This window comes from Streptomyces sp. NPDC046349, assembly GCF_055587885.1.
The window spans coordinates 60418-79265 of the sequence record NZ_JBVJFK010000010.1 but is presented as its reverse complement, the minus strand read 5'-3'; the positions used below and the strand labels follow the sequence as shown (position 1 = coordinate 79265).

Here is an 18848-nt window from a genome sequence, read left to right as displayed (position 1 = left end):
GTGACAGTATCAGTGGATGATGACATCAGTCGACACTGATCTGATCCGGGTTCTGGCCGACCCGCTCCGGCTCAGGATCGTTGCCCTCCTCGCCCAGGAGACGCTCTGCACCACCCACCTCATGGAGGAGACGGGCGCGAAGCAGACGAACCTGTCCAACCACATGAAGGTGCTGCGCGAGGCCGGGGTCGTGGAGACGGAGCCGTGCGGCAGGTACATCTACTACCGGCTGCGCCCGGACGTCATCGAAGCCCTCGCCGGTCGGTTCGCCGACCTCGCGGCGACCGCGCGCGCCACCGCCGAAGCGAACCTCAAGCGGCCCTGCCCCTAGCCTCCGCGGCCTGTCCGCCCTCCCTCACCTGCCCGAGGAGATCCCCGTCTTGACCGCCACCGAGCCCGTCGGCACCGCCCCCGAGTCCCAGCCGGCCGGAGCGCCCCGGCCCGCCCCCGGCGCCACCCCGCCCAGCACCCCCCTTCTCGCCCGCGCCTCCGCCGAGCTGATCGGCACCGCCGCCCTGGTCACGGTCGTGGTCGGGTCCGGCATCCAGGCCACCGAACTCACCGATGACGTAGCCCTGCAGCTGCTGGCGAACTCCACGGCCACCGTCTTCGGCCTCGGCGTCCTCATCGCCCTCCTCGGCCCGGTCTCCGGCGCCCACTTCAACCCGGCCGTCACACTGGCCGAGTGGTGGACCGCCCGCCGGGGCGGCGCCGGAGTCAACGCCCGCGAGCTCGCCGTCTACGTGCCGTCGCAGATCGCCGGTGCGATCGCGGGAGCGATCCTGGCCGACGCGATGTTCGGCGAGCCGCTGGTCAAGTGGTCCACCCACGACCGCTCCGCCGGCAACCTGCTCCTCGGCGAGGTCGTCGCCACCGCCGGGCTGATCCTGCTGATCTTCGGTCTGGCCAAGACCGACCGGCTCCGCTTCGCCCCCGTCGCCGTCGCCTCCTACATCGGAGCGGCGTACTGGTTCACCTCCTCCACCTCCTTCGCCAACCCGGCCGTCACCATCGGTCGCGCCTTCACCGACACCTTCGCCGGCATCGCCCCCGCCTCGGTACCGGGCTTCGTCGCCATGCAGCTGCTCGGCGCCGTCGCCGGTCTCGCGCTCGTCGCGCTCATCTTCATGCGCGGCAGGACCGGCCAGTCAGCGGCATGACGCGGCAGACGGACGTGGTGGTGGTGGGCGGGGGCCAGGCCGGGCTCGCCGCCGGCTACCACCTGCGCCGGCAGGGCATCGACCACGTCATCCTCGATGCCGCTGCGACGCCCGGTGGAGCCTGGCAGCACACGTGGGACTCCCTGCGCCTGTTCTCCCCGGCCGACCACTCCTCCCTCCCGGGCCGGTTCATGCCCGTCCAGACAGGGCAGCTCCACCCCGGCGCGGCGCACGTCGTCGACTACCTGACGGATTACGAGAAGCGCTACGAACTCCCGGTCCAGCGCGGCGTACGGGTCTCGGCCGTCCATATCGACGGCGCCCATCTGCGGCTGGAGACGGATTGCGGTGACTGGCGGGCCCGCGCCGTCATCAGCGCCACCGGCACCTGGACCCGCCCCTTCCTGCCCGCCGTCCCCGGCCGGCGCATCTTCACCGGCCGTCAGCTCCATACCGTCCAGTACCGAAGCCCTGCCGAGTTCGCCGGGCAGCGCGTGATCGTGGTCGGCGGCGGGAACTCAGGCGCGCAGATCGCCGCCGACCTCACCGGCCACGCCCACGTGACCTGGGTGACCCGGCGGCCCCCGCGCTACCTGGCCGACGACATCGACGGCCGCGCCCTCTTCGACGTGGCGACCGCCCGCCGCCGCGCACTCGACGGAGGCCGCACCGACACCGGCGGCGTCGCCTCCCTCGGCGACATCGTCGCCGTACCCCCGGTCCGCGCAGCGCGCGACGCCGGACTCCTCACCGCGCAGCCGATGTTCACCCGCCTCACCCGGACCGGCGTGCGGTGGGCGGACGGCACCCGGGGCGAGGTCGACGCGGTCATCTGGTGCACCGGGTTCCGCCCGGCGCTCTCCCCCCTCGCCGGCCTGCGGCTGCGCGGACCCCGCGGGCGCATCGCCGTCGACGGCACTCGCGCCGTCGACGAGCCGCGCCTGCACCTCCTGGGCTACGGCGACTGGACCGGCCCGGCCTCCGCCACCCTCATCGGTGTCGGCCGGCCCGCCCGCGAGGCCGCCCGGCAGATCGGCGACCTGCTGGCCTGACGGGCTCGGGCCGTGACCACCGTCGCGGCGCTGACCCGACGGGCCAGGGCTCGAGACGGCCGGGCGCCCTCCTGAGCCCGGGGCGCATGGCCGCCGCGTTCAGGCCCCGGGGGTCGTCGCACGCACGGATTTCTGCGTCCCGTTCAAGGGCGGTTCCGGCAGCTCTCTCCCGCCGCGCACACCCGGATACGGAACGGTGCAGATCGGCTCACGAAACCGTCGGGCTGCGGCGTTCCAGAAGGGCTACATCCCGCCAGAGGCCGTGGTGGCGGCCGATGCGTTCGCGGGTGCCGATGATCCGGAAGCCGGCCCGCTGGTGGAGGGCGAGGCTGGCGGTGTTCTCGGGGAAGATCCCGGACTGGATCGTCCAGATCCCCGCGGCCTCGGTGGAGGCGATCAGCGTCTCCAGCAGCACGCGGGCGACGCCGCGGCCGCGGGCTTCGGGGTGGACGTAGACGGAGTGCTCGACCACCCCGGCGTAGGCGCACCGGTCGGAGACGGCGCCGGCCGCGATCCAGCCGAGCACCGCCTTGTCCTCGTCCAGGGCGACGAAGCGGTGGTCGGCCAGTTTCGCGGCGTCGAACGATGCCCAGTCGGGCGCCGTGGTCTCGAAGGTGGCGTCGCCCTCGTCGATCCCGGCCTGGTAGATCGTGAGGACCTGTTCGGCGTGCTCCGGCAGCAGCGCGGCGATGCGGACCGACGTCATGCCGTCCTCCCCGCTCCGGCCAGCAGCGTGCCCATGGCGGCGACGACGGAGGGCTCGACCCGGTAGTACACCCAGGTACCCCGGCGCTCGGAGGACAGCAGCCCGGCCTCCTTGAGCTTCTTCAGGTGGTGGGAGACGGTCGGCTGGGACACCCCGACGTCGGAGATGTCGCACACACAGGCCTCGCCGCCCTCGTGGGAGGCGACGGCGGAGAACAGGCGCAGGCGGACGGGGTCGCCGAGGGCCTTGAACATCCTCGCCGCGACCTCGGCCTCCTCGGCCGACATCGGGCGCTCGTTCAGCGGCGGGCAGCACGCTGCGACGGCGTCGGGCTCCAGGAGCGGCAGAACCTTCACATTCGACATACGTCTATGTTGACACATGTCGAAGCAGTGGGGGAGGGGCCCAGGTGCGGGCGGGCCGTCCGAGCGGGCGGCGGGCGGCGCGCTCGGCGTTGCGGCCGCATCCGCCGAGGGGGCGAGGGTGGCTGCGCTGATCCCAGTCCGACGAACGCAAGCCCGGCCTGTGCGGAGGGGCTCCGCGGCGTGGGCGGTGGCGGGGGCGGGGGCGGCCGTTCGGTGTCGGGGGCCCGGTGGCTCGGGCCCGGTGCGGACAGGGCGGGTCGGGCCGGTGGCGGGCGGCCGCAGGGTGGCCGCGTCCACCTTCCTCGGTGCTCCCCTCCGCCCCGGTGGCCTCGTGGGCCGTCGGGCCGGTGAACAGCGGGCGCCCGGTCGGGCGGCCCGGTAGCCGCCGTCGGCCGGGACGGGCCGGCCGCGGCGGGGGGCGGGGCGGCGGCGAGATCCGGATCTGCCGGCCGGGATGCGGATCCCGGCCGCCGTCCGGTCCGAGGCCATGAATTCGACGAATGTCTATGTTGACGTACATCGAAGCAGGTGTCATGCTGATCACGTAAGCCATCGACAGACATCGAAACAACGAGGAGTCGACCGTGAACGCGCCTGCCACCACCGACCTGCCCGTCGTCGTGATCGGGGCCGGCCCCGCCGGACTTGCCGCCGCCGCCCACCTGGAAGACCGCGGCCTGGACTTCCTCGTCCTGGAAGCCGGACCGCACGCCGGAACGGCCACCCGCGGCTGGGCCCACGTACGCCTGTTCTCCACCTGGGGCGAGGTCGTCGACCCGGCCGCCGAGAAGCTCCTCGCCCCCACCGGCTGGGTCAAGCCCGATGCGGCCGCCTACCCCACCGGCGGGGACTGGGCCGACCTCTACCTCCAGCCCCTCGCCGACGTACTCGGCGACCGCGTCCGCTACCAGGCCCGCGTCACCGGCGTCTCCCGCACCGGCCGCGACCGCATCGTCGACGCCGACCGCGACACCCAGCCCTTCCTCGTCCACATCGAGACCGCCGACGGCCGTGAGGAACGCGTCTTCGCCCGCGCCGTCATCGACGCCTCAGGCACCTGGTCCACCCCCAGCCCCGCCGGCGCCAGCGGCCTCGCGGCCCTCGGCGAGAAGGCGGCAGCCGACCGGATCACCTACCGGGTCCCCGACCTCAAGGACCCGGCCGTCCGCGCCCGCTACGCGGGCAGGCGCACCGCCGTCATCGGCTCCGGCGCCTCCGCCTTCACCGCCCTCGCCTACCTCGCCGACCTCGCCAAGACCGACGACGGCGCCGGCACCAAGGCCGTGTGGATCCTCCGCCGCGGCATCTCCGGCTCCACCTTCGGCGGAGGCGAAGCCGACCAGCTCCCCGCCCGCGGCGCCCTCGGCCTCGCCGCCAAGGCCGCCGTCGACGCCGGATACGCCGACGCCGTCACCGGCTTCCGCACCGAGGCCATCGAGCGGGACGCCGAGGGCCGCCTGCTCCTCGTCGGTGAGGACGGCCGCCGCATCGACCCGGTCGACGAGCTCATCGTGCTGACCGGCCTCCGCCCCGACCTCACCTTCCTCAACGAGCTGCGCCTCGGCCTGGACGAGCGCCTCCAGGCCCCCGTCGAGCTGGCACCGCTGATCGACCCCAACCAGCACTCGTGCGGCACCGTCTACCCCCACGGCGTCAACGAGCTCTCCCACCCCGAGAAGGACGTCTACCTCGTCGGCATGAAGTCCTACGGCCGCGCCCCGACCTTCCTCGCCATGACCGGCTACGAACAGGTCCGCTCCATCGCCGCCCACCTCGCCGGCGACCGGGAGGCCGCCGAGCGCGTCGAACTCACCCTGCCCGAGACCGGCGTCTGCGGCGGCGCCGGCCTCTTCGACCAGCCCGAGAGCACCGAACCGAGCGGCGGCGGCTGCTGCGCCGCCCCGGCCACCCTCACCATCGGCGCGCCCGCCTCCTCCGGCGGCGGCTGCTGACCCGCATGACCAACACCGAGGCCGACGTGGCCGCGACCGGGACGGGAGTCCGGTCGCGGCCACGCGCCGCCCTGCCCGCCCTCTGCCTCACGCAGATCACCGGCTGGGGCGTCCTCTACTACGCCTTCCCCGTCCTCAACCCCACCATCACCGCCGACACCGGCTGGAGCCCGTGGGCGACCACCGCGGCGTTCTCCGCCGCTCTCGTCGTCTCCGCGATCGTCGGCATCTTCGTCGGCCGCGTCCTGGACCGCCGCGGCCCCCGCCTCGTCATGACGGCCGGATCGGTCCTCGGCCCCGTGAGCCTCCTCGTCGTGGCCTCCGCCCCCGACCTGACCGTCTTCACCACCGGATGGCTCCTCGCTGGAGCGGCGATGGCCGCCACCTTCTACCCGCCCGCCTTCGCCGCCCTCACCCGCTGGTGGGCTCCCGACCATGTCCGCGCCCTCACCATCGTCACCCTCGCCGGCGGACTCGCCTCCACCGTCTTCGCCCCCCTCACCGCCCTCCTCGCCGGCCACCTCTCCTGGCGCGGCACCTACACCGCCCTAGCCGCGATCCTCGCCCTGCTGACCATCCCCACCCATGCCCTCGCGCTGCGGGCCCCGTGGCCGCACCCGCCCGACGGCCCGGCCCACAGCGCCGACGGAACCGACCCGGCCGCGCGCAGCCGGGGGTTCTGGATGCTCGCCCTGACCTTCACCCTCTCGGCGTTCACCATGTACGCCGTCGTCATCGCCCTCGTCCCCCTGCTCCTCGAACGCGGCTACACCACCACCCAGGCCGCCTGGGCCCTCGGACTCGGGGGCGCCGGACAGACCCTGGGCCGCCTTCTGTACGCCCCCCTCGCCCGCCGCACGGGCGTCATCGCCCGCACCGCCGCCCTGATCGGGCTCGGCGGCCTCACCACGGCAGCCCTCGCGTTCATCCCCGGCCCGTACGCGGTCCTCGTCGTGCTGTCCGTGCTGGCCGGCGTGGTCCGCGGCAACCTCACCCTCCTCCAGGCCACCGCCGTGACCGAACGCTGGGGCACCACCCACTACGGCCGGCTGTCCGGGCTCCTGTCCGCCCCCGCCCACTCCGTCGCCGCCCTCTCCCCATTCGCCGGAGCAGCCCTCGCCGGCCCACTGGGCGGCTACCCCGCACTGTTCGCACTGCTCGCTGCGATCGCCGCCGCCGGGGCCGCCACCGCTCTGGCCACGCGCACGCCCGCCCAGCGTCGGAACGCACCGGCCTCCGAGCGCCCCGGTACGCACGAGGGCGGGACCGGACCGTCGCATACCGCACCCGGCGTATGACGCTCCAGCCCCGGCAGGGGCGGCGGCGCGTGAAGCGCCCTCGGGCAGCCCGCACCGTTCGGCGAAAGGGACAGGCCCCCGCTGCTGCGCGGTGGACGCACCCGCACCCGCTACAATTGCAGAATTGTGCAATTTGCAAAATCTGGATTGGGTGGACGGGACGGGGGTTGCGGTGTGGCCGGGTTCGAGGAAGCGGTGCGGGAACGGGTTCGCTCGGCGCAGGCCCGCCTCCGGGATGCGCAGGAAACCGACGACGCCATCGAGGAGGCGCAGGCCGCCGAAGAGCTGGAGGACGCCCTGCGCATGGCCCGCGATCACGGTGTGGACACCGGCAACGAGGGCAGCCCGTGAGGCGGCGGCGATGAGCCGGCACACCAGCGGCCAGTCGGCTTTGCCGCAGGAACGCCGGCACGCGTGGACGGTGCCGCTGGTGCCGGGCTCCGTGCGGGCCGCCCGCGAGCGTACCGAGCGCTCGTTGGTCCTTTTCGGCCTGCAGAACACCTCGGCCCTGTTCGGAGCGGCACTCCTGGTCGTCAGCGAGCTGGTGGCCAATGCCGTCCGCCATGCCCAGCAGGCCCCGGACGCCGAGATCACCCTCCACATGACGGAGCACCTGCTCGTCGTCGCCGTCGCGGACCTGGACTCGCGCCCTATGGCGCCGGCCGACAGCGGCGGGTCCGGACGGGGGCTGCGCACGGTGGCCGACCTGGCACGCGCCTTCGGCGGTGACCTCCGTATCGAGCCGGCTTCCGCAGGGCGCGGCAAGAGCGTCATCGTCCGCTTCCTCCTGCCGGAAGGCCTGCCGTGAACAGCAGGGAGCAACCCGCCGTGCAGCTCCACCGGATCACCTGTCCGGGCCCCGACGCCCGGCCGGACACCCGTACGGTGCAGGCGGCGGAAGTCCAGGCCGTCATCGCCCCTGCCAGTGCCCACGGGATACAGGTCTTCGTGCGCCCCTACACCCGCCCGCCCACGCCGAAGGACGCCGCGCCATGACGGACCACACCCCTGAGAAGTCCACTCCGGCGAACCAGGAGAGGTGGAAGGAGAAGGGCGTAGCGCTGCGCGCCTTCTTCTACATTTTCGGCACGCACGTCTTCGCCGGGTTCATCTGGCTGCTCTTCCACCTGGGCCAGCACGCCCAGAAGTGACACCGGGCCGGCGGCGCGAACGGTGACCGGTGACGCCCTCCGCGGCTCGGGAGCACTGTCTACGGGGCGGCGGGGCGGCTGGCTCGGAGGTCTGCCAGGAGTTCGGCCTGGCCCTCCAGCACACCGGAGAGGATACTGCGGGCTACCTTCAGGAGTTCGGCGATCTGTGGGTCTATGAGCGAGTAGTACACGTTCGAGCCCTCCCGGCGGGTGACCACCAGGTTGGCCCTGCGCAGGACGGCCAATTGCTGGGAGAGGCTGGCGGCCTCCACCCCGACCTCCGGCAGCATCTCGGCGACTGCGTGCTCGCGTACGGACAGGAGTTCCAGGACGCGGATGCGGACCGGGTGCCCCAGCGTTTTGAAGAACTCCGACTTCAGCTGGTACAGCGGTGTGCTCGCCTGCGTAGCCCTGCCGTGACTGCCCATCTCATCCACCCGGAACCGCTCCTTCGTGGGGCATTCGTTCGCCCCTCCTCACACCTGTGACCTCCACAATTGCAGATCCCTGCAACTCGCGGGACCCGGTGGGCGCCCTGGGAGACGTTCAGTCCACCGACAAGGGTCCGTCGCCGGTCAGGCCCTTTTGACGAACTCGGTCCCTTGACCTGAGGCCTTGACCTTCGTCCATGCCGTTCTCGCGGGGAGAATGGTGCTGGTCCCAGGTGAGCCCGGGTTCCCCGGGTGGCCGTGGGGCAGGCCAGTCATCGGTGCTCCATTGCCGGACCGTACCCTGCGCCCCGTGGGCGGCCAGAGCGGCGTCGAGGTCGCAATGGACCGGGACGGGAGGACCGGCGGCGTCCGGTACGAGGGAGCCGTCTGCGGGGATCGCCGCGAGCTCGAGGTGGCGCCCGCTTTCGGCGAGGCGGCGGGCGGCCTGGGCGACGGCGATCTGCCCGCCGGCGGACCAGCCCAGCAGCCCCGTCAGGTCGAGGATGACCGGGCCGTCGCCCCGGGCCAGTGCCCAGCCGATCGCACCGGTGAACCGGTCGGTGGCGTCCGCGCCGAGATAGCCGGCCAGGGACAGCACACCCAGGTCCCGCCCGGTGGTGTAGCGCCATTCAATCGTCATCGTCACTTCCTACGCTTCACAGGGGGGAGGGTGATCCAGATGGCCTTGCCGCGCCCGTCCGCGTCCGCCCCTACGACGGCGGTGCCGCCGAGCCCCATCGTCTTCTCCGCCACCATGGCCAGGCCGCTGCCCGGCGCGGCGGCCGGCGACCCGGGCAGGGCGGGCCGGTAGGGGTGGCGGTCGCGGACGGCGAGCGCGAACGCACTCGGCCCGTACGCGTGGGTCACGCTGATCACCGAGGGTTCCGCGGCCGAGTGGCGGACGGCGTTGGTGACGGTTCGGCCAGGATCGGCAACGCCGGTCCGACGCTCGGATGCCGAAGCCCCACCCCGTACTCGACCAGAACGAGCTCGGTGGTCTCGCGGGCGATGCGGACGCCGCGCCCATGCCCGGCACGTCCAGGGCGTGCCGGTAGGGCACCGTCTCGACCTGCACGCTCACCGGCCCGCCTCCGTCACGGTGCGGGCCAGGCGGAACCCGGACACCTGCTGCGGGTGCAGGCGCAGCAGGGTGTCGTGCGGGCCGTGGGCCCAGCCGGGCAGGGTGCGCCGGTAGTGGGCGGCCTCGTCCGGGTCTGAGATGACGTCCGCCGGGCCGTGGGCGCTGACCGTCCAGCCGGTCCCGACCGGGCTGCTGATCTCGTCCACCTGGTAGGTCAGCAGCGCTCGGCCGGGGACAGCCGCGGCCTGCACGGGCGCCCGGACGACGAGGCGTCCGTACTCCATCACGTGTGCGGCGGGCCGGACGATGGCCAGGCCCCGTTGGACGTGGACGAGTCGGCCCTGTGCGGAGCCTTCGAGGAGCCACAGGGCCTCGGTCCCGGAGACCTCGATCATGCGGCGGTCGGCGGAGACGGTCATCGTGCGGCCTTCCGGAAACGGTGCGGTCGATGTTCGAGCGAAAGCAGGCCTGCCTGCTCCAGATATGTGCGGGCGCCGGCGATCGCCTCCGGGGTGGTGGCGTAGTCGCGGCCTTCCAGGCGCAGCAGCTTCAGCGCGCCGACGGCGTCGAGGGCCTGGCGCTGGCCGGGCCGGATGCCGGAGGTGAGGACGGCGATGCCGCGCCGGTTCAGCTTCTCCACCGCGTCCTTCAGGACAAGCGCGCCGGTGGCGTCCAGAGTGGTCACCCTCGACATGCGCAGGATCACCACCCTGACGTCGCAGACCTCGGAGAGTTGGAGGAGGAAGCGGTGGGCGCCGGCGAAGAAGAGGGGCCCGTCGATGCGGTAGGCGACGATGTGCTCGGCCAGCAGGGCGTGTTCCTCGTCGCTGTGCCCGCCGGGCAGATCCGGGCGGAGGTCGACCTGCTCCATCCGCGCCTGGCTCGCCACCGCCTTCAAAGCGAGACCACCGGCGACGATCAGACCGATGATCACCGCGTATACGAGGTCCAGGGCCAGGGTGGCCGCGGCGGTGAGGACGAGAACGGCCGCGTCGGCGCGGGTCGCCTTCGCCGTCGCGCGCAGGGAGCCGACCTCCACCATGCGGATCGCGGTCGCCAACAGCACGCCGGACAGCGCGGCGAGGGGGATCTTCGAGACGAGGGGTGCCGCGGCGAACACGATCACCGCGAGCACGGCGGCATGGGTGAGTGCGGCGAGGCGGGAGGAGGCGCCCGTGCGGACGTTGACAGCCGTGCGCGCGATGGCGGCGGTGGCGGGAACGCCGCCGAACAGCGGGGCGGCCAGGTTGGCGATGCCCTGCCCGAACAGCTCCTTGTCGGGGTCGTGCTGCTGCCCCACCGTCATGCCGTCCGCGACCGTCGCGGACAGCAGGGACTCCAGTGCGGCGAGCGCCGCGACGGCGACCGCCGGGGCGAGCAGCGAGCCGAAGGCGGAGGTGTCGAGGAAGGCGAGGGAGGGGGCGGGGAGCCCGGAGGGCAGCTGCCCGATCGGGGCGACCGCGTCAAGGGGGAAGACCTGTGTGATCACGGTGGCTGCGATCACTGCGACGATCGAGAACGGGATCGTCGGCTTCCACCGGGCGCCCGCCAGCATCACTGCCGTGACCCCGGCCGAGAGGCCGATCGCGGTCCAGTTCGGGAAGGCCGCGCAGTCCACGAGCGCCCGCCACGCCACCAGCACGACCTTCTCACCCCCGGACTTGTCGACCCCGAGTGCGTCGGGTATCTGCTGGAGGCCGATCACGCAGGCGATGCCGAGGGTGAACCCCTCGACCACGGGCGCCGGCACGTACCGCATGTACTGTCCGGCCCGCAGCAGGGCGAGAGCGATCAGGAGCACGCCGGCCATCAGGCCGACGGTCAGGACGCCGCCGGGCCCGTACCGGGCGACGATCGGCACCAGGACCACAGTCATCGCACCAGTCGGACCGGAAACCTGGAGATTCGACCCGCCCAGCAGTGCGGCGAGCGCACCGGCGACCACAGCGGTCGCGAGTCCCGCCTCGGCGCCGAGCCCGGAGGAGACACCGAAGCCGAGCGCGAGGGGGAGGGCGACGATCGCCACGGTGAGCCCGGCCAGCAGGTCCCGGCGGGGGCTGCGCCCCATCGCCTTGAAGTCGGCCCGGGCCGGCAGCACCGAGCGGACCCGCGCGAGCGCGGCAGTCAGGGCGGTGTTCCCGGTCACGAGGCCGCAACCCCGGCCGCGCGCAGCTCTTCCAGGAGTTCGCTCTGCCCGGTCAGGACCTCGGTCAGGATCCGCCGCGCCGCCGACATCAACAGCGCGACGTCCCCGCCCGCCATCTCGTAGACGACCGTTGCGCCGTTACGTGTCGACGTGACGATCCCCGAACGGCGCAGGACCGCGAGCTGCTGCGACAGGGCGGACGGCTCGACCTCGATCGCGGCCAGCAGGTCCCGTACCGGCATCGGACCGTCCTGCAGCAGCTCGAGAACCCTTATCCGCACGGGGTGCCCGAGCATCCTGAAGAACTCGGCCTTGGCCTGGTACAGCGGAACCGGCACGGTCTCGCACCCTTCTTCACCACCCCGAGTGGGGCAACACCCATGGCGCTGTACCCGCGGCCACTCACGGACCCAGCCATCACAGCATCTATGAAATTGCATAATTCTGCAATTTGCACAGCGCCCACGGCCTGGGACGGGGAGGTGCCGATCCCGTTGCCGGTGAACGTCCTCACCTCGGCCAGGAGGGCGTTGCGGCCTGGGCGGACGTGACACCGCCTGTGTACGCCGCCCGTTGGCAGCCTGTTCTCCAGCGCTGAACCACACCGATTTCCATCGAGACGCAGGTGTTCACGGGCTTCGCGTCCGAGAACAGCCCCAAGGAGGCGAAGCGGGACGCCGAGAAGACGGCCCGCCAGAACGCCCTGATCGGCGGATACCTGGGCGAACGGTGCGTGCTGCTCTACGGCGACTTCTCCCGGTTCGCACCGGCTACTTCTGGGCCGACGCCGCGATCAGTTGCACCCGCTGATCCACTCACGGTGGCGCGCTTCTTCTTGTCGGCGGAGCGCCTGAGTACGCCCAGTGCTCGGGTGCTCCGCCGCTGTCCGGCCCGGGCCACCGTCGTCGGGACCGGCCGCCTGTGGTGGGATGGCCCGATGATCGCCACGGTGCTCTGGGAGCGCGAACTGCATCAGCGGGGCGGGGCTTCCGTCTTCGCCGTGGGGCCGGACTGCGTCGTCCTGCACGAGCGGCACACCCGGCTCGTCTGCCTGGAGCGCGCCGACGGCGCGGTGCGCTGGGACCTCCCGCTCGGTTCCTGGCCGCGCGGGATCGTCATCGCGGGGGACCGCGTGCTGGTGTTGCCGCAAACGCCGAACCTGCTGTCCTGCATCGATCTGCGGACGGGTGCGTCGCTGTGGAGCGCGCCGACACCGAGGTGGACGGGAAACCTCGCGGTCCACTCGGACACCGTGGTGACAGGCGGTTGGCGCGGTTATACCCCGATGAGCGGCCTGGACCTCGCCGACGGGCGAGTCCGGTGGACGACGCCGTCGCCGGTGACGTCCGTACGGACCCTGGCGTGGGCCGGCGGGATGCTGACCGGCAGCGGATACGAGGCGGTTCTCCTCGATCCGGCCGACGGGAGCGATCTGGCGCGGTGGCGGCTACCGGACCCGCTCGCGGGACCCGACGCGAAAGCGTTCGTTCCGGTGGATGCGGAGCGGGTGGTGGCGGTCTGCGAGACCTCGTCCCTGGTGACCTTCGGACTCGGCGCGGACGAGCCCGCCCGGCTCGGATCATACGATCCGTTCGGGGCGCTCGGATACGTCAACGGGTCGGTCTGGATGCTGCGGTCGGGCAGGGGGTTCCTCGCGGTGGATCCCGCCGACGGGACGTCGCCGTGGTCGGTCGGGGCTGATCGGCAGATGGTGGTCGACCCGCTGCCGTACGCCGACGGCCTCCTGGTAGGGGATGCCAACGGCGGCATCCGGCGGCTGGGGCCCGAAGGCCGGACCGTCGAGGGATGTTCCCTGCCGGGTCGGCGCCTGGACGCGCTGGCCGCCGCCGACGACGGCGGGCTGTTCTTCGCGGCGAAAGGCACTTTCGGCTCCTTCACCGTCACCCCGCAACCGCCCCGGCCGACCACATCCGCAGCCGGCGTGGGAGCCCGCCCCCTCCGCGGGCCCGCTCGGCACGGAGCCGATCCCGCCGCCGGGGGGCCACTGCGACGCCGGGCAGACGGCACCGACGTGCTCGGCGCACCGGGCAGGCCCGGAAATCGGGCCTGACCCGCCCGGGCACGACCTTCGCGAACTGCGCGCGATCGGCGCCGAGAGTCTGCAGGAGAGCTGCTTCACGGACGGCAGAACCCGAGCCGTGCGACGCAGCGACCTCCCGCAGGTGAAGGTGATCACGACCATGCGGGCGATGTTCGCCGGCGGCCCCGGCCGGAGCGTCGATGTGTTCGAGACCGAGGGAAAGGTCGTCAGGCCGCGACGAGTCCGTCCGCAAGGAACTCCTCCACGAACTTCCGTGCCCGACGGTCGAAATCGGTGTACTGCGCCTCCCGCTCGGCGCCGCTGACGGCTTCGCCGACCAGCAGATTGCCCTCGGCGTCGATGCGCTGCGGTCGCTCCTCCGCGTCCAGGAGCAGGCCCACAGTCGAGCGGGAGAAGCCGCAGTAGTAGGCGATGCCGTCGCTCAGGTTGGCCTCGAGGGCGCTCTGCATCGACGGCGCGATGGGGTCGTCGGCGGTGGCACCGGCCAGGGCCAGCCACAGCATGCGTTTGCCCGTCAGGCGGGGCTTGCTGCGGCCGTAGGCGAAGCCGTAGTTCCATACGCGGTCGATCCACCCCTTGAGGATGGCGGGCACGCTCTGCCAGTACACCGGGAAGACGGCGACGACGAGATCGGCGCCGAGGATCCGCCGCATGTGGGCGTGCGTCTCGTCCGAGTACGGCTTCTCCCGGTCGCCCCAGTCCGGCTGGTCCTCCACGTTCATCCGCGGGTCGAACCCCTCGGCGTGCAGGTCGAGCAGGTCGATGCGGTATCCGGCGGACTCGAGCCGGGCAGCCGCGCGGCGGGCGGTATGGGCGGTGAGGGAATCGCTGCGGTGGTGCGCGACGACCACGAGGGCGGTCCTGGTCTCACTGCTGTGCTGCGGCACGGTGTCTCCCGAGGCTCGATCTTGCAGTGGTTCCAGTACAACCGCGGCACCGTGGATGATCCATGGGAGAAACTCTTCAGGACATAGGAGATCGTCTACGATCGCGCTGTGGATCCTCTGAGTTCACTGCTGAGCGGCATCCGGGCCGAGGGTTCGGTCGTCAGCCATGCCGTCCTGACGGCGCCCTGGGCCATCACCTTCTCCGACGCCGCTCCGCTCACCATGGTCAGCGTGCTGCGCGGCGGCGGCACGCTGCTGCTGTCGGACGGCACCGAGCGGGCGATCGGCGCGGGCGACACCGCCATCGTCCGGGGGCCGGCGCGCTTCCGCCTCGCGGACGAGCCTGCCACTGTCCACCGCCCCCACACCGCGTACGAGATCAACTGCTTCACCGCGGACGCCGCGTGCACCGGCCAGGAACTCGACGGCATCCACTGGGGCAGCGGCCCGGAGGGAGCGACCGCGCTGATCGTGGGCGCCTACCGCGCCGCGGGGCACCGCCACGAACGGCTCCTGCGCGCACTGCCGCCCGTCCTGGTCATCGCCGAGGACGCCGAGGTCTGTGCTTGGCTGGAGAACTCCGCCGCCGACGCCGCCCGGCTTTCCGCCGGTTCGCAGGCGCTGATGGACCGGCTCCTCGACTGGGCTCTGGTCTGCACCCTGCGCACCTGGTTCGACCGGGCGGGTGCCGACGCGCCCGGCTGGTACCGCGGTCTGGCCGACCCGATCCTCGCCCCCGCCCTGCACGCCTTCCACGGGCGGCCCGCCGAGAGCTGGACCGTTGCGTCGCTGGCCGCTCAAGCGGGCGTCTCCCGGGCGCTGTTCGCCCGGCGCTTCACCGAGCTGATGGGCCGTCCGCCCCTCACCTACCTCACCGAGTGCCGCATGGACGAGGCCGAGGCACTGCTGGCGGACACCGACCTCAGCATCGCCCAGATCGCCAAGTCGGTCGGCTACGCCGATGCCTTCGGTTTCAGCGCCGCCTTCAAACGCCACAAGGGCCTCAGCCCCAGCGCGTTCCGCACCACGGCAGCGTGAGTCCGGGCCGCCGGCCGCGAAGACACGGGTCCCAGGCTCTCCGGACAGCACGCCACCGGGACGTCGTGCCGGCGCAGCAGGCGGTGGGGCAGATCCCTGCGCAGGATGCGCACTCCTCGTCCTCGGACGCGTCGATCGTGCTGCCGATGCGCCGGACCGCCCCGCCCGGCACTTTGCTGCCCTGCTTCGGACGGTGTTCATAACGGACGGAACATGTGCCTCCGCAGGTGTGCGCTCACGGATGACCCTTTTCGGTCAGGGTGCGGTCCGTTACTCAGGGTAAGAGTGGTCGGCCGCCGCCTGGCCGTGACCCCTGTCGCCCCTTGCCCCACCTCCGTCGGCCGGGGGTGGAAGGGGCGGGAATTCACGCCGCCTTACCCCGAGTAGTGCGAAAAATTTCCCGATTCATGTCCGAGGGGCCGCAAAACAAGTCCGAAAGTGACAGGTTTGCTTTGACTCTTGATCGATGGATCCGTGAATGTCGTTCACATGTCCGACACATCCGGAGCTGCCACTGGCAGCCCCATGCGCTTGCGCGACTTCCGACTGTTGCTCGCGGGAGCCGCCACGGGACAGTTCGGCGCCCAGGTGACGCTGGTGGCGCTGCCCCTCGTGGCCGTTCTCGAACTCGACGCCCCCGCCTTCCAGGTGGGTCTTCTGACCGCCGCCGAGACCGCCGCCTTCCTGCTCGTCGGGCTGCCCGCAGGGGCGCTCACGGACCGCATGCGCAAACGGCCGCTGATGATCCGCGCCGACCTGGTGCGAGCAGCGGCCATGGCGAGCATCCCCGCCGCCGCGCTCGGCGGCGTCCTGACCATGGCCCAGCTGTACGCCGTCGCGCTCGTGACCGGTGTGGCGACCGTGTTCTTCGACGTCGCCCATCAGAGCTACCTGCCGCAGATCCTCTCCCGAGACCAACTCGTGGCCGGCAACGGCGCGCTGGAGACGGTCCGGTCCACCGCCCACGTGACCGGTCCCGGCATCGGCGGCGGACTGGTCCAGCTCGTCGGCGCCCAGTTCGCGGTGATCGTCGACGCCATCGGCTACGTACTCTCCGCCCTCTTCCTCCTCCGCATCGACAAGGCCGAGGAAGCACCCGAGCGCACCGCCGGGGCCTCCCTGCGCAAGGAGATCGGCGAGGGCGTCCGCTTCATCCTCGGCCACCCGCTGCTCCGCGTCATAGCCCTCACCACCGGACTCGCCAACTTCTGCACGGCCGTCCTCATGGCGACGCAGACCGTGCACCTCGTCCGCGTCGTGGGCCTGGAGGCCGGCGGACTCGGCCTGGTGCTGTCCGCGTCGGCCGTGGGAGGCCTCCTGGGCGCCCTGGCCGCCGGACCCCTTGCCGCCCGGCTGGGCCAGGCCCGCGTCATCCTGCTGTCCCTCCTCGCCACCGGCCCGTTCGCACTGCTGTGGCCCCTGTCCGGGCAGGGCGGCGCCGGGGCGGTGCTGTTCGCCGCCGGATCTGCGGTCGTCTCCTTCGGCGCCGTCGTCTACAACGTCGCCCAGGTCAGCTTCCGCCAGGGGATGTGCCCGCCACGCCTGCTCGGCCGGATGAACGCCACCCTGCGCTTCCTCATGTGGGGCACCCTGCCGCTCGGCGCGCTCCTCGGCGGAGCCCTCGCCCAGTCGTACGGGTCGCGCACGGCGCTCGCCTGGTGCGCCGCCGGCATCATCGCCGTTCCCCTGCCGCTGCTGCTCTCGCCGCTGCGCCGCATGAGGGAACTGCCGGCTCCGCAGGACGACGAGGGCGCCGACGCCGCCCCCGGGACGCCCCGGGCCACGGCCTCGGCCGATGGCGACGAACGTCCGGCTCCCACACCCGCCGGCTGACCCCCGCACCACGGCGCCCGGGGGAGCGCCGCCACAGCCGCCGCACCGTTCCACGCGACCGCGGCCACGACGAAGAGGACCACGTGCTCAGCATCACCAGCCAGTACCTGGCCCGTTACCGGCGTCTCGCCGGCGACCGGTCCGACACCCTCCTCCCGGTCACCGGGGCCCAGCGCCGCTTCGTGCTGGTGCGTTCGCTGGACCCGACGGGCCGCCCCGACCTGGTGCCGATGTTCTTCGCGTTCCCGTCCGCAACCATCGACCCCGAACGCCTGCTGGCCGCCGCCCGCAGGCTCGCATCCCGGCACACCGCCCTGCGCTCCCGCCCCACCGTGGTCCGCGGCACTCCCGTCCTGAGCGTCGCCGCCGATCCGGACGTCAGCCTGACCCGGCCGGCAGCCCTCGCGGGGGAGTCGCCCGCCGACGCGCTCCGGCGCGAGCTGGCCTCCTGGGATCCGCGAGGGCCCGCGCTGCGCCTCTTCCTCGTGCACGACGAGGAGCGCGAGGAGGACGTCCTCGCCGTCGTTTTGGACCACGCCGTCTGCGACGGCCGGTCGCTGGCACTGATCGTCGAAGAACTCGGCGCCGCCTACGCCGAGGAGGCCGGCGGATCCCTCCCCGCACCGGGGGAGAGGGAAGCCGAACTCACCGCCTACCGGGACGCGGTCCTCGGCCAACTCGCCGCGGAGGACAGGGCGGAGACACCCCGAGCGGCGGCCTACTGGGCGGGCCGGCTGCGCGCCCTGCGCACCCACGCTCCGGCACCCCGCCCGGCACGCGTACCCGACGGCGCGAGGCCCAGTGGTGCCGCGCAGGCCCGGCTGCCCGCGCACGACGGCGGCGGTGTGTCCTTCCCCGGACTGCTCGACGCCTGCCGCTCCGCCGCCCGCGAGCTGTACGGCCCCGACCGCGCGGTTCCGCTCGGCTACCCGTGGGGCGGCCGGCCCGCGGGAGCGGAGCCGGTCGTCGGCTGCTTCCTCAACACCCTCGTCTTCCCGGTCGACACCGGCCACGGCCACGGCCCCGGCCACGGCCCTGGTCCCGGCTCGGAGGTGACCGCCGACGCCTGGTGGGACGACCTCGACCGGGCCGACGTACCGTTCGACGCGGTCGTGGCCGCCGTACGGTCCGCCGGCTCGGGCTGGACCGGCGGCCTCGACGGGCTGCTCACCGTGGACGACGACACACGCCGCCCGCCGCTCGTCCTGGACGGTGTCGAGGGTCGGGAGATCCACGTCGACGGCAGGCCGGTCCGCGGTCCCTTCGCCGTCTCCGTCACCCAAGGAGCCGAGATCCGCCTGCGGATGGTGTGGGACCGGGCGGTACTCGACGACGAGGCCGCGCACCGGGCGTTCGACGCACTGACCCGGGCGCTGCGCCCTTCGGACCATCCGGTGCAGTGATCTTGATGCACCGGCCGCGCGGCCGCCCCCTCCGCGCGGCCGCCCCACACCCCCCGGCCGCCGCCGAAGGACCGAACGCACGACGGCGCCCCCCGCCCGACCGGGAGCGACCCGCACACCTCCGCTCCCGCCGTCCGATCCGACCGCCGCGTCGCAGGCACCCGGCCGCTCCCGGCACCCCCTGCGCCCCCTCCGACCGCGGTCACCGAGCTGCCGCACAGGCCCCCACCGGCGCGGCACCTGACGCCCGCCGCCCGGCGCGTCCGCCGCCGCGCACCCCGAG

General features: G+C 72.8%; 22 protein-coding genes. 13 read left to right on the top strand and 9 right to left on the bottom strand.

Going from position 1 to position 18848, the window contains the following annotated elements:
• The first annotated feature begins 16 nt into the window (after positions 1 to 16).
• Genes ACZ6JS_RS23705 through ACZ6JS_RS23695 form a run of 3 tightly spaced genes read left to right on the top strand, consistent with a single transcriptional unit; the run spans position 17 to position 2212 of the window.
• The gene (locus ACZ6JS_RS23705; protein WP_469300677.1) at positions 17 to 331 is read left to right on the top strand and encodes an ArsR/SmtB family transcription factor; all 315 of its coding nucleotides are present in this window, start codon (positions 17 to 19) and stop codon (positions 329 to 331) included.
• Between the two features lie 49 nt (positions 332 to 380).
• Positions 381 to 1160, top strand: coding sequence for an aquaporin (locus ACZ6JS_RS23700; RefSeq protein ID WP_469300676.1), 780 nt, complete (start codon positions 381 to 383; stop codon positions 1158 to 1160).
• On the top strand, positions 1157 to 2212 hold the full coding sequence (locus ACZ6JS_RS23695; protein ID WP_469300674.1) for an ArsO family NAD(P)H-dependent flavin-containing monooxygenase: 1056 nt from the start codon (positions 1157 to 1159) through the stop codon (positions 2210 to 2212). Before ACZ6JS_RS23700 ends, ACZ6JS_RS23695 begins: the two co-directional genes overlap by 4 nt.
• A gap of 208 nt (positions 2213 to 2420) precedes the next feature.
• Here the strand turns inward: ACZ6JS_RS23695 and ACZ6JS_RS23690 are convergent, their stop codons facing one another.
• Positions 2421 to 2918: a GNAT family N-acetyltransferase gene (locus ACZ6JS_RS23690; RefSeq protein WP_469300672.1), complete on the bottom strand. Its 498-nt coding sequence runs from the start codon at positions 2916 to 2918 to the stop codon at positions 2421 to 2423.
• A complete protein-coding gene (locus ACZ6JS_RS23685) occupies positions 2915 to 3283 on the bottom strand; it encodes an ArsR/SmtB family transcription factor (protein WP_469300671.1) in 369 nt (122 codons plus the stop codon). The genes ACZ6JS_RS23690 and ACZ6JS_RS23685 overlap by 4 nt, the downstream gene beginning before the upstream one ends.
• 584 nt (positions 3284 to 3867) lie before the next feature.
• On the opposite strand from ACZ6JS_RS23685, the gene ACZ6JS_RS23680 reads away from it, so the two are divergent.
• The 6 genes from ACZ6JS_RS23680 (at position 3868) to ACZ6JS_RS23655 (ending at position 7684) form a co-directional block, all read left to right on the top strand.
• Positions 3868 to 5235, top strand: coding sequence for an FAD-dependent oxidoreductase (locus tag ACZ6JS_RS23680; RefSeq protein ID WP_469300669.1), 1368 nt, complete (start codon positions 3868 to 3870; stop codon positions 5233 to 5235).
• Positions 5236 to 5240: 5 nt separating this feature from the next.
• Positions 5241 to 6533 carry an MFS transporter gene (locus ACZ6JS_RS23675; RefSeq protein WP_469300668.1) on the top strand — a complete coding sequence of 431 codons (1293 nt, stop codon included), beginning with the start codon at positions 5241 to 5243 and terminating at the stop codon, positions 6531 to 6533.
• A gap of 174 nt (positions 6534 to 6707) precedes the next feature.
• Positions 6708 to 6884 carry a hypothetical protein gene (locus ACZ6JS_RS23670; RefSeq protein ID WP_469300666.1) on the top strand — a complete coding sequence of 59 codons (177 nt, stop codon included), beginning with the start codon at positions 6708 to 6710 and terminating at the stop codon, positions 6882 to 6884.
• 10 nt (positions 6885 to 6894) lie between these two features.
• On the top strand, positions 6895 to 7341 hold the full coding sequence (locus tag ACZ6JS_RS23665; RefSeq protein ID WP_469300664.1) for an ATP-binding protein: 447 nt from the start codon (positions 6895 to 6897) through the stop codon (positions 7339 to 7341).
• Positions 7338 to 7529, top strand: a complete 192-nt coding sequence (locus ACZ6JS_RS23660; protein ID WP_469300663.1) for a hypothetical protein — start codon at positions 7338 to 7340, stop codon at positions 7527 to 7529. The genes ACZ6JS_RS23665 and ACZ6JS_RS23660 overlap by 4 nt, the downstream gene beginning before the upstream one ends.
• Complete coding sequence (locus tag ACZ6JS_RS23655) at positions 7526 to 7684, top strand: DUF6126 family protein (RefSeq protein WP_469300662.1); 159 nt, start codon at positions 7526 to 7528, stop codon at positions 7682 to 7684. The genes ACZ6JS_RS23660 and ACZ6JS_RS23655 overlap by 4 nt, the downstream gene beginning before the upstream one ends.
• 59 nt (positions 7685 to 7743) lie before the next feature.
• Here ACZ6JS_RS23655 and ACZ6JS_RS23650 read toward each other — a convergent pair whose 3' ends face one another.
• The 6 genes from ACZ6JS_RS23650 to ACZ6JS_RS23625 form a co-directional block, all read right to left on the bottom strand.
• Positions 7744 to 8112, bottom strand: coding sequence for an ArsR/SmtB family transcription factor (locus tag ACZ6JS_RS23650; protein ID WP_469301046.1), 369 nt, complete (start codon positions 8110 to 8112; stop codon positions 7744 to 7746).
• A gap of 118 nt (positions 8113 to 8230) precedes the next feature.
• Complete coding sequence (locus ACZ6JS_RS23645) at positions 8231 to 8755, bottom strand: STAS domain-containing protein (RefSeq protein ID WP_469300661.1); 525 nt, start codon at positions 8753 to 8755, stop codon at positions 8231 to 8233.
• A gap of 2 nt (positions 8756 to 8757) precedes the next feature.
• On the bottom strand, positions 8758 to 8991 hold the full coding sequence (locus ACZ6JS_RS23640) for an ATP-binding protein (RefSeq protein WP_469300659.1): 234 nt from the start codon (positions 8989 to 8991) through the stop codon (positions 8758 to 8760).
• 201 nt (positions 8992 to 9192) lie between these two features.
• Positions 9193 to 9615, bottom strand: coding sequence for a pyridoxamine 5'-phosphate oxidase family protein (locus ACZ6JS_RS23635; protein WP_469300657.1), 423 nt, complete (start codon positions 9613 to 9615; stop codon positions 9193 to 9195).
• A complete protein-coding gene (locus tag ACZ6JS_RS23630; RefSeq protein ID WP_469300656.1) occupies positions 9612 to 11342 on the bottom strand; it encodes a SulP family inorganic anion transporter in 1731 nt (576 codons plus the stop codon). Before ACZ6JS_RS23630 ends, ACZ6JS_RS23635 begins: the two co-directional genes overlap by 4 nt.
• Positions 11339 to 11680, bottom strand: coding sequence for an ArsR/SmtB family transcription factor (locus tag ACZ6JS_RS23625; protein ID WP_469300654.1), 342 nt, complete (start codon positions 11678 to 11680; stop codon positions 11339 to 11341). The genes ACZ6JS_RS23630 and ACZ6JS_RS23625 overlap by 4 nt, the downstream gene beginning before the upstream one ends.
• Before the next feature lie 287 nt (positions 11681 to 11967).
• Here ACZ6JS_RS23625 and ACZ6JS_RS23620 point away from each other — a divergent pair, with 287 nt between their 5' ends.
• Positions 11968 to 13413, top strand: coding sequence for an outer membrane protein assembly factor BamB family protein (locus ACZ6JS_RS23620; protein WP_469300653.1), 1446 nt, complete (start codon positions 11968 to 11970; stop codon positions 13411 to 13413).
• Between the two features lie 197 nt (positions 13414 to 13610).
• Here the strand turns inward: ACZ6JS_RS23620 and ACZ6JS_RS23615 are convergent, their stop codons facing one another.
• Positions 13611 to 14291 (bottom strand): NAD(P)H oxidoreductase, encoded by a 681-nt coding sequence (locus ACZ6JS_RS23615; RefSeq protein ID WP_469300651.1) that lies wholly within the window; start codon positions 14289 to 14291, stop codon positions 13611 to 13613.
• Between the two features lie 108 nt (positions 14292 to 14399).
• Here ACZ6JS_RS23615 and ACZ6JS_RS23610 point away from each other — a divergent pair, with 108 nt between their 5' ends.
• The 3 genes from ACZ6JS_RS23610 to ACZ6JS_RS23600 all read left to right on the top strand — a co-directional run bounded on the left by ACZ6JS_RS23610 (position 14400) and on the right by ACZ6JS_RS23600 (position 18565).
• Positions 14400 to 15329 (top strand): AraC family transcriptional regulator, encoded by a 930-nt coding sequence (locus tag ACZ6JS_RS23610; protein ID WP_469300649.1) that lies wholly within the window; start codon positions 14400 to 14402, stop codon positions 15327 to 15329.
• A gap of 489 nt (positions 15330 to 15818) precedes the next feature.
• Entirely contained in the window at positions 15819 to 17162 is a 1344-nt protein-coding gene (locus ACZ6JS_RS23605; RefSeq protein WP_469300648.1) for an MFS transporter, read from the top strand.
• Between the two features lie 83 nt (positions 17163 to 17245).
• On the top strand, positions 17246 to 18565 hold the full coding sequence (locus tag ACZ6JS_RS23600) for a condensation domain-containing protein (protein ID WP_469300646.1): 1320 nt from the start codon (positions 17246 to 17248) through the stop codon (positions 18563 to 18565).
• Positions 18566 to 18848: the final 283 nt, after the last annotated feature.